Below are 11,405 nucleotides of genomic sequence, written 5' to 3' on the forward strand. Positions count from 1 at the left end.
GTTAATTCTAAAATTTCAGCTTCGTTTAACTCTATCACTCGTTTGACTTCATTAGTATCAAAGCTACTACCGATAAGTGTTTTTTGTTTTAAAACATCCTTTATCTCAGCTGTGTTAGTTAAAATTTCAATAATTTTATTCCATAAAATACCATCAGTATTAGGTATGTTTAAACATCGTTTCATATTGCATTCAACATTCTGCTTATATGAATTATTAAATTTACGCTCACTTAGAGGGCAATAATACTGGCGAATATATTTCTTTTCGTTAGTCCTACCTCCCATTGGTGTTCCACAACCGCAAACTAAAAAGTCTCTAAACAAGTAAAACCGTGTTGTTCTGTTAATTTGATTTTTACGCTCTAGTTTTACTTTTTTCCTAGATTGAACTACGTCCCATAATGTATAACTAATGAGTTGTGGCACTTCATTAGTGATTGTGGTATTAGATTTTTTATCTGTGAATTTTTGTTGCCCAGTATATATTTCATTCTTTAAAATAACTTGGAGAGAACCCATTGACCAGAGTTTATTCCCTCTTCTTGTTTTAATGTTGTTGTCTTCAAGTATAGATTTTATTTCTTTCAAAGATGTTCCTTTAGAATACTCACTATAAATCATACGAATCCATTTACTTTCGGACTCATTTTCTGTTAATCGATTTCCAATTCCATCCCACTTGAGCTTATAGCCAAAAGGACAGTCTCCTCCTCTCCAATAGTTTAGTTTTACCTTTTCGATTTTACCTAGTCTGCTTCTCTCTTTCCTAACCATATTGTCGTAAGTTGAAACTTCGCTGAGAATGCCAAGAATCATATTCTCCATAAAGTCCTGTGTATTATGTACACCATTTGATGTATGAAGAATGACTCCGTTTGCAATCATCTTCTGTCTTATAGTATACCACGTTATTTGACTGCGTGATAATCGGTCTGTATTCCACACATACAAATGTTTTATAATTTTCGAATCAATCAGTTTTAGAACTTTTAATAGTACTGGTCGATTGTCAAGGGTGTCTTTTGAAGAAGATGTACCACCTTCGTTATGTATGACATAGTTCATATTTAGTTTTTTAGCTAAGTCTATTCCAACATCCATTTGTGTTTTAAGTGATGTTCCTTCCTCCTCTTGAACAGACGTGCTAACTCTGACTAAAATGTGTAGTGTTTCTTTCATTAAATACCCTTGTTTAAACTATTCGGAAAATACTAAAATAAATGAAATCACAGTTATAAAAAAACCGAAACATCAAATTCAATAAAATACAGTGTAAAATCCCATCATATTTCAATGAGATTTATTAGATTAGACATAACTTAAAAATGGTTTAAAATGAACCGAATAAAAGAAGTTCTTAAAGACAAAGGAATTAGTCAAACTTGGCTTGCCAATAAGATGGGTAAAAGTTATAATACGATTAATGAGTATGCTCGAAACAAAAGACAGCCGAGTATTGAAGTCCTTTTTGAAATAGCCGAAATATTAAATATGGAGGCAAAAGAACTAATTGAGAAACGAGATTTTAAGAGAAAATAAATGAATTTAGATACACAAAGCCTACAACCTATTATAAACTTCATCTGGACAGTAGCAGATGATGTTTTAATCAATAAGTATTTAGAAAACCAATATCAAGACGTCATATTACCGATGACAGTGTTAAGGCGTTTAGATTTGGCGTTAGAGCCTACCAAAGACCAAGTACTTAAAACGCATAAAGAATTTAAGAGTAAAATAGATAATCTTCTAGGGTTATTAACAAGTAAAGAACACGGTTCTGGATTGGCATTTTACAACACTTCACCATATACAATGAAAAAGTTGTTAGACGACCCAAAAAACATTGACAGCAACTTTGAAGACTATCTAAACGGATTCTCAGAAAACGTACAAGACATCATTTCTAAATTCAAATTTAGAAACCAATTAGAAACACTTGAAAATGGAGGTATTACTTTTTCACTTATCGAAAAATTCTGTAATCCAAAAATAGAATTACGCCCTGAAAAAATATCACCTATGGCAATGGGTTATATGTTTGAGGACTTAATTCGCAGATTTAACGAAAAAACAAACGCTGCTGCTGGACGTCACTTTACACCAAGAGAGATTATTGAATTAATGACCCATTTGGTGTATTTGCCTGTAAAAGACCAAATACAAAACGGAACGTTTTTAGTATACGACCCATGTGCGGGTTCTGGAGCAATGCTTACGCAATCTAAAAAATATGCAACCAATCCTGATGGCGAAATAAAATCAAAAGCAACTTTTCATTTATATGGACAAGAAAACACGGGCGAGATGTATGCGACTTGTAAATCTGATATGTTGCTAAAAAATGAAGACCCAGACAAAATAAAATTTGGCTCTACATTGAGTGAGTACGGTTTTGACCCTAACTTGAAATTCAATTTTATGTTGACCAACCCACCTTATGGCACCAGTTGGAAACAAGACATAGAAAACCTAAATGTTGGCACAGGCAAGAAAGTAGAAATAAACGACAGACGTTTTAACCTACCTATTAAAAACTTTAAAGGTGAACTCGAAGAACAATGTTTGACTTCTCGTAGCAATGACGGACAGTTAATGTTTATGCTACATATGCTATCTAAAATGAAAGACCCAAAAGATGGTGGTAGCCGTATTGCTTCTGTGCATAATGGTTCTGCCTTATTTACAGGCGATGCAGGCAGTGGTGAAAGTGGCATACGCCAATACATTTTAGAAAACGACTTGCTAGAGTGCATTATACAATTGCCCAATGATATGTTTTACAACACAGGTATTGCCACTTATATCTGGATTTTAAGCAATGTAAAAGAAGACAAACGAAAAGGAAAAGTACAATTGATAAATGCTTCTTCAAAGAAGTTCTACAAAAAGAGAAGAAAACCTTTAGGGAGTAAAAGAAATGAACTAGACACCAATCATATTTTAGATGTTCAAAATATGTATATCGATTTTGAAGAAAATGAATATTCTAAAATATTTGATAACGAAGATTTTGGTTTTTATCAAATTACAACTCAACAGCCATTAAAATTAGCTATTACTAATTGTAAAGAAAAAATTAAAAATGGTAAAGGAGCTTATTTAGAAGATTTATTGAATGTTGCAGGTTTCAACATTGAAGAAATAGCAGACTTTTTTGGAGATGATATCCATTTAGATTTCAATAAATCTATATTTGATTTTGCTAATCATTTGGGAGCTAAAAAGGAAGGCTTTATAAATAAAACCCTTAGGGATGTTTTGTCTGTATTTGCAGAAACAAATAGTGATGCTAAACCAGTCTTTAAAAATATAAATGATTATAAGAAACATAAAACACAACCCGATAAGAGAGTAGAGAATACAAAGTATATAATTGATAAGGAATTAAAAGATTCTGAAAATGTACCCTTAAAAGAAAATATAGACGTCTATTTTGCTCGTGAAGTATTACCCTTTGCCGAAAACGCTTGGTACGACAAAAAGAAAATGAAAATTGGTTATGAAATTCCTTTCAATAAGTATTTCTACAAATACGAAGCTTTACGACCACTTGAAGAAATAGCAAAAGATATTCTAGCAATAGAGAATGAAACAGAACACTTACTGAACGAAATTGTAGAATAATGGGTAAAAGTAAGTACGAAAAATATAGAACAACTGATATATCTTGGCTCAAAGAAATTCCTGAACATTGGATTGAAGTTGATACGAAAAGATGTTTTCACTTTCCTAAAAATATTGTTGGTGATGATTTTCTAAATTATAAAGTATTATCCCTTTCAGTAAATGGGGTAATCTTTAGAGATATGGAAAGCAGAATGGGTAAACATCATTCAGATATGGGAACATATCAAATTATTAAACCCAACTCAATTGTCTTATGTCTTTTTGATATGGATGTGACACCTAGAATTGTTGGACATTCCGATAAAACAGGAATCATTACATCTGCATATACTAATATCATTCCGAAAAAGAACGTAGATAGTAAATATTACTACTATTATTACTTATTACAAGATTATAATAACTATTTATTTTCTCAAGGTACAGGAATAAGAACAACTCTAACTAGAACTCAATTTGGAGCATTAAAAATAGCTCTTCCTCCAAAACAAGAACAAACCACTATAGCCAATTTTCTCGACTACAAAACCGAGAAAATCAACCGTTTTATCACCAAGAAAAAACAGCTCATTGAGTTACTCAACGAGCAAAAAGCAGCTATAATAAACCAAGCAGTTACAAAAGGCATCAACCCAAATGTACCAATGAAAGAATCTGGTATTGAGTGGTTGGGCGAAATTCCTGAACATTGGGAAGTTAGGAAGTTGAAATATGTGGCTAAAATTTACACAGGTAAAACTCCTAAAATAGAAAATTCAACAACTGATTATTTTAAAAATGGAACTATCAATTGGTTTACACCAGGAGATTTTAATAAAAATGGTTTTCTTAAAGAATCGCAAAGAAAAATAACAGAAGAAGCAGTAATTGACAATAATTTGAAGTTGTTTCCTAAAAATTCAACTTATTTAATTTCGATTGGAGGTACTATTGGAAAAGTAGGCTTCTGTTCTGATAAGGCTTTTTCAAACCAACAAATTAATGCAATTTCCTTTAACCAATCAATTGACCCTTTATTTGGATTCTGTTATTTAAAAAATTCTAAAATACAAGTTGATGTTTTGGCTGATTTTACAACATTACCAATATTAAATCAAGCAAAGTGTAAAAAGTTGATAATTTCTTTTTCTCAAGATATTCGAGAGCAACAAGAAATCGTCAATTTCATAAATAAAGAATCTGACAAAATAGACAAAACCATTTCCACAATAGAAAAAGAAATTTCTTTAGTAGAAGAATACAAAACAGCATTAATAGCAGAAGCGGTTACAGGTAAAATAGATGTAAGAGATTTTAAAATCCTAACAACAGAAACACCATTGGCAATGGTAGCAGAAGAAGCTGCAAATTATAATAAAGAAACAAACTAATTTGATACAAGTTAATACATACCGCTTTTTTGACTTGTATAAGGAGTTTCCAAATTTGGTCGTGCCAGATTACCAGCGAGCCTATACTTGGGATGTTGCAAAAGTACAAGAGTTGCTACAAGATTGGGAAGAATACATTGATTCAAGTCCTAAACAAACTTATTATATGGGTTCTGTATTGTTGTTTGCTAATACTAAAGGTGCTAATTTTCAAATTATAGATGGTCAACAAAGGCTTACAACACTAGCATTAATCTATTACCAACTATATGGCTCGTTGCTAAAAGGGCAAAATGTACAATACAATCAAAGTGTATCAGGTTTTAACATTGCCAAAAACTTAAACTTTGCAAAGCAATCCATAGCTAGATTAGAAAAATTAAAGGATTCTGAAATTTTCCACAAACTTGAGTTTACGGTAATTGTAAGTGATAATCAAGACCACGCTTTTGCGTTTTTCGATTCACAAAACAATAGAGGTGTTAGTCTTGGCGTAGATGACTATCTAAAAGCATATCATCTTAGAGCATTACCAGAAAAACTACAAGAGCAAAAAGCAAAATCTTGGGAAGATATTACCTTTAAAGCCAGAAAAGAAGATAACCATTTGCTAGACCTCAAACATTTATTCAATGAAGTATTGTTTAAGGTGAGACAATGGAAAGGGCAATCGCATTTTCCATATCCCAATAAAACGGAAGTGTTAACAGAGTTTCAAAAAAACACATACGGTACAGAGACTAAAAACGCTTTTCGCTTATTTCCCAATAATAACAATATGCGTTATCACCAATTAGAATATACGGAGAATGGTGTACAACTGGTATCAACAGAAAAACCTCTAGCTAAAAAAGACTATCCTTTTGCTATAAGGCAACCCATCTATAAAGGACAGAACTTTTTTGATTATACAGATAAGTATCATGCCATATTTTGTTTTCTTTTTAACACCAAAGAGCAAAAATCTCGTGAAATAGAAAAAGCATTGCATTTTTATAATGCTTTGTACACCCGAGATATGTCGGAGTATTTACGGTATTACATGCAAATGTGCTTAGTAGCCTACTATGACAATTTCAAGGAAGAACAGTTCTTTAAAGCCATACAGTATTTCGATTATTATTTAGGAGCCATTAGGTTAGAGAAGTATTATGTGCGTCAAGAAGCCATAAAAAACAGTTTAAAAAATGCGTCTAATAGCTTATTGGACGTCATTTGTAGCGCCTATTTGCCAAATGAGGTGTTTAGCTTTATTAATAAAGCAAAAGCTACTGAAAACATCTATATCAATAATGGGTTCTTAAATGGAAAAAAAGAAGTAAAAAACAATGTAATAGACCGATATATAGAAAGGTTATGTGAGTATTATAATAAGGATGTTGATAATAGATTAATTGAAGTAAAGAGCCGAAAGCAATGGATAGCATAGTATCAAATTTAACAGATATAAAATCTATTGTAGCTCAAGAATTTGAGTTCAATATTCCTATTTATCAGCGATTGTATGTTTGGACAGAGGAGCAAGTAAAAACCTTATTTGAAGATTTACTTACAGCATATAAAGCAGATAAGGACATATACTACATAGGTGGAGTCATAACTGTAAATAATGAAAACAGCGACAAGTTGTATGACCTGGTAGATGGGCAGCAGCGATTTACCACACTATGGTTATTATCCAATGAATTAGGAGGTAATCTTGAGCCATTCACCTATAAAAATGGAGAACTTAGGTTAAAGTTTGCCATACGTCAAAATGTATCAGACTATTTCAATAATATAGGTAATGCAGAACATTCTTCATCAAATGATTCAAAAGACTATTCTGATTTATTAAAAATAGGGAAAGCTCGAAATCAAATTAACCAATTGATTTTACAACACTTAAAAGATGAGGAAGAAAAAATAAAATTCTCAAATTATATTTTTGAAAAAGTAAAAATGGTATTAACCGATGTGCCAAAAACTACTGACCTTAACAAATTGTTTGAAGCCTTAAACAACAGAGGTGAGCAGTTGGCACATCACGAGATACTTAAAGCTAGGCTACTTAACTACATTAAAAATGTAGAAAAGAGGAATCAATATGCCAAACTATGGCAAGTATGTTCTGTAATGGATAATTATTTAGAACGTGTTATTGCCTTAGAAATTGGCTCTTCAAAGGATGTAGCTCATATTTATCATAATGGATTTCACATTAATGATGTTTTAAATTTATTCGAAAGTTCAAATCCTCAAACCACTCTTATGCTAAGCGATGTGTTAGAACATCCTGAACAATACGAGGATATTGCAACTTCAATTAAAGACAATATTACTCATCATCCAGAATCAAATGAAGATGAGTTTGAACCAGTAAGGAGTATTCTCTCTTTTCCTCAACTTTTACTGCATACGTTACGTATTTTTCTATTCAAAAATGATGATGAAGATATTTTACGTATCAATGAAAAAGAGCTTTTAGAAACTTTTGATAAGCACTTATTGAAGTCTGAAATTATCAACGAAAAATTTGTAGTTAGATTCTTTGAAACCTTGTTTAAAGTTAGATATAGCTTTGACAGATATGTAATAAAGTGGATTACTGTTTCAGAAGACAAAGAAGAACACGGTATTAAGGACATTTATAAACAAAACCAAAAAAAAGGAGGCTGGACTTATTATTTGAGAAGATTGAATAAAGACAGTTTGAACGGAATGGCATTGCTACAAAGCATATTATACCATTCTCAACAAAACACCACTCAATATTGGTTAACACCTTTTTTATATTGGATGATTGATGAAAAACCATCATTTAATGATGCCTATTGCTGGTTAAGACAATTAGACAATACCTTATTTAGTTCAAATACGGAGCATATTTCTTTACCAGAAAGAACTATTAATTCTATGGAAGATTTTTTAGATGTAGAATGTGATGCAGAAACAGTTTTCGGTACTCTGGAGAATTTAAATAATTCAGGAGTTAGCTTTCCTCACTATTGGTTTTATAAAATAGAATTTATACTCTGGTATTATAGAGGTCAATTGGATAAAGAAGATGAATGGGGTAATTATAAAATGACAGCAAGAAACTCAATTGAACATATAGGCCCGCAAAACCCAAGAGACCCTAGAGACAAGGTTTGTACTGAAACCTTAGATACAATGGGCAATTTAGTACTGGTTACTAGAAGTATAAATTCAGAATACAGTGACAAAGCATATGGTGTTAAACGCAGTATGTTTGAAAATAAAAAAGCAAAAGGAAGTATAGATAGCTTAAAATCAGATTTAATATATAATGAAGATATTTGGAATGATGAAAAAGCAAAAGAACATTTTGAAAAAATAATGGTATTGTTAAATGATTACTTTCATGACCACAATTTGAATTAACTATGAGTAAAAACACCAATACAAAAGAAAATGGCTTTGAAAAGCATATTGTTGACTATTTAGTTAATAGCAACAACTATGTAGAAAGAGCAAACAGCAATTACAATAATATCAATTGTATTGATGAAGATTTGCTGTTTCAGTTTTTAGAAAAAACACAAGCCAAAGCATTAGACAAATTAAAACGTTACCATAAAGACCTTTACAAACAAAAAATAGTAAAGCGTTTAAACGACCAAATAAAACAAAAGGGCGTTATAGAAGTTTTGCGTAAAGGTATTGTAGATGGCTTTACAGATACCAAGCTACGCTTGTTTTATGACAAACCAGTTTCTGTATACAACCAAAAAGCAAATGACTTGTACCAAGCCAATATTTTTTCGGTGATGCGTCAAGTCTATTTTTCGCCAAAAAACAAAAAATCTTTAGACATTGTTACGTTTATTAATGGTATGCCAATTATCAGCTTTGAGCTTAAAAACGAGCTTACCAATCAAAATGTAAAACATGCCATAAAACAATACAAAACTGACCGTGACCCAAACGAAGAGTTATTTCGTTTAGGCAGGATGGTTGTTAATTTTGCTGTAGACACAGAAGAAGTATGGATGTGTACAAAGCTAGAAGGCGACAGCTCTTATTTTTTACCTTTCAATAAAGGAAATAAAAACGGAGCAGGAAATGAACCTAATGGTGGTATAAAAACAGATTACCTGTGGAAAGAGATTTTAACCAAAGATACTCTTACCAATATCCTTCAAAACTATGCTAAATTAATCACAGAAGACAAAGAGTATAGAGACGCTAAGGGTAAGAAAAAAGTGAAGAAAACTAAAAAACTTATATTTCCTCGTTTTCATCAATTAAACGCCGTTTCCCGATTATTAGCAGATGCACAAGAAAAAGGGGCAGGTCAAAAATATTTGATACAACATTCGGCAGGTTCAGGTAAAAGTAACTCCATTTCTTGGTTGGCTCACCAACTGGTTGGTCTACATGATAAATCAGGTTCTAAAACAATTTTTGATACCGTTATTGTCATCACAGACCGAAGAGTTTTAGATAAGCAAATACGAGAGAACATAAAACAATACCAACAAGTCAAAGGTGTTGTACAAGCTATTACAGATGGAAGTAAGCAATTAAAAACTGCTTTAGAAGAAGGAAAAAAAATAATAATTACTACCATTCAAAAATTCCCCCATATTGTCGAGGATATTGGTGATTTACCAAGCAATAATTTTGGAATCATTATAGACGAAGCACATAGTAGTTTAAGTGGACAAATGGCTCGTAAATTAAACGAAACACTAGCCAAAGTTTCAGACGAAGAACAGCTTCAAAGTGATTTAGAAAACTATGATGAAACAGAAGATAATGAAGTAACAGGTGAAGATTTTATAAGGGCAATAGTAAAAGCTCGTAAACTCTTACCTAATGCAAGTTATTTTGCTTTTACAGCTACGCCAAAAAACAAAACCTTAGAATTATTTGGCGAACCATTTGAACAGGATGGAAAAACCAAATACAAAGCATTTCATTTGTACTCAATGAAACAAGCCATAGAAGAAGGTTTTATTAAAGATGTATTGCTTAATTATACAACATACCAAAGCTTTTATGCTTTACTGAAAAAGATAGAAGACGACCCAGAGTACGATAAGAAAAAGGCTCAAAAAAAACTGAAAGCCTATGTCGAAGGTCATGACCATGCTATCAAAAAGAAATCCATTTTAATGATTAACCATTTTATAGATAATGTAGTTAAGAAGAATAAAATGGGTAACAAGGCAAAAGCTATGATGGTTACAAGTAGCAGAGCTAAAGCGGTACAATACAAACACGCTTTTGATGCTTATCTAAAATCTATTAATAGTCCATACAAAGCAATTGTTGGTTTTTCTGGGGAAATAGATGGAGAAACTGAATCAAGTTTAAATGGTTTTCCAAGCGGTAACATACCTGAAGAATTTGAAAAAGATGAATACAAATTTTTATTAGTAGCTAATAAGTTTCAGACAGGTTTTGACCAACCACTGCTTCATACAATGTATGTAGATAAGAAATTAGGTGGTGTAAATGCGGTACAGACCTTATCCCGACTAAATAGAAGTCATCCGTTAAAAACAGATACTTTTGTTTTAGATTTTGCCAATTCTTCTGAGGATATAGAAAAAGCATTTAAACCATATTTTGAAAATACTATTTTAGGAGAGGCTACAGACCCAAATAAATTATTTGACTTACAAGATGCTTTAGACAGTTATCAAGTCTATTCTAGAGAGCAAGTAGAAAAGTTTTCAAATAAAATATTAGCAAATGTAACAGTAGACCAGTTACACGACATTTTAGACCAGTCAAGTGTTGTTTTTAGAGAAGATTTAGAAGAAGAGCAACAAGCGGATTTTAGAGCAAAAGTAAAGACTTATGTACGTTTGTATATATTCTTATCTCAAATTGTAGATTTTGAAAATGCATATTTAGAGCGTCTGTATATTTTCTTAAATCATTTACAAAGCAAATTAGGAACTGATACTGAACCTGATTTTTCACAAGGTGTTTTAGATAATATAGATATGGATAGTTACCGCCTACAGTTGGAAGCCACCACAAATATAGCAATGGAACAGGGAGAAGATTTACAACCTATTCCTACAGAAATGAGAGGCGGAACATCTGACCCTGAAATTGACCAATTATCTAATATTATTAAAACTTTTAATGACCGCTATGGAACTGAATTTGAAGATGCTGATAAGGTTAGGCAAATGGCTGAAAGTGTTGTAAATGGAGTGGCTAAAAACAAAGATATGCTAAATTCTATCGAGCATTCTGACGAACAGAATGCAAGAATTACAAGTGATAAATTAGCACAAGACGAATTACTGAAACACGTAACAACAAATTTTGATTTTTATAAAGTCATTAATGACAACGAAGAAGCTAAAGAGGAGTTTAATACAATGGTTTTTAATATGGTAAAAGAAATGTTACGTAAATCTTTATAGAGATTACATTA

The 11,405-nt window shown here is 31.8% G+C and carries 7 protein-coding genes; 6 read left to right on the forward strand and 1 reads right to left on the reverse strand.

Annotated features, from left to right (window positions below; genetic code table 11):
* The coding region (locus ACXAG4_RS15390; protein WP_475296984.1) for a recombinase family protein at positions 1-1,181 on the reverse strand (1,181 nt) is incomplete at its 3' end.
* 156 nt (positions 1,182-1,337) lie between these two features.
* On the opposite strand from ACXAG4_RS15390, the gene ACXAG4_RS15395 reads away from it, so the two are divergent.
* From ACXAG4_RS15395 to ACXAG4_RS15420, 6 genes are read left to right on the forward strand one after another with little or no spacing between them, the layout of a single operon-like run.
* Positions 1,338-1,541: a helix-turn-helix domain-containing protein gene (locus ACXAG4_RS15395; protein WP_452600876.1), complete on the forward strand. Its 204-nt coding sequence runs from the start codon at positions 1,338-1,340 to the stop codon at positions 1,539-1,541.
* Entirely contained in the window at positions 1,542-3,629 is a 2,088-nt protein-coding gene (locus ACXAG4_RS15400; protein WP_475296985.1) for a type I restriction-modification system subunit M, read from the forward strand. It begins immediately after the preceding gene.
* On the forward strand, positions 3,629-5,002 hold the full coding sequence (locus tag ACXAG4_RS15405) for a restriction endonuclease subunit S (protein ID WP_475296986.1): 1,374 nt from the start codon (positions 3,629-3,631) through the stop codon (positions 5,000-5,002). Before ACXAG4_RS15400 ends, ACXAG4_RS15405 begins: the two co-directional genes overlap by 1 nt.
* 1 nt (position 5,003) lies before the next feature.
* Positions 5,004-6,431, forward strand: a complete 1,428-nt coding sequence (locus ACXAG4_RS15410) for a DUF262 domain-containing protein (RefSeq protein ID WP_475296987.1) — start codon at positions 5,004-5,006, stop codon at positions 6,429-6,431.
* A complete protein-coding gene (locus ACXAG4_RS15415; protein ID WP_475296988.1) occupies positions 6,419-8,386 on the forward strand; it encodes a DUF262 domain-containing protein in 1,968 nt (655 codons plus the stop codon). Before ACXAG4_RS15410 ends, ACXAG4_RS15415 begins: the two co-directional genes overlap by 13 nt.
* 2 nt (positions 8,387-8,388) lie before the next feature.
* Positions 8,389-11,394 carry a type I restriction endonuclease subunit R gene (locus tag ACXAG4_RS15420; RefSeq protein WP_475296989.1) on the forward strand — a complete coding sequence of 1,002 codons (3,006 nt, stop codon included), beginning with the start codon at positions 8,389-8,391 and terminating at the stop codon, positions 11,392-11,394.
* Positions 11,395-11,405: the final 11 nt, after the last annotated feature.

It is taken from the genome of Seonamhaeicola sp. ABD4_175, from assembly GCF_056160885.1.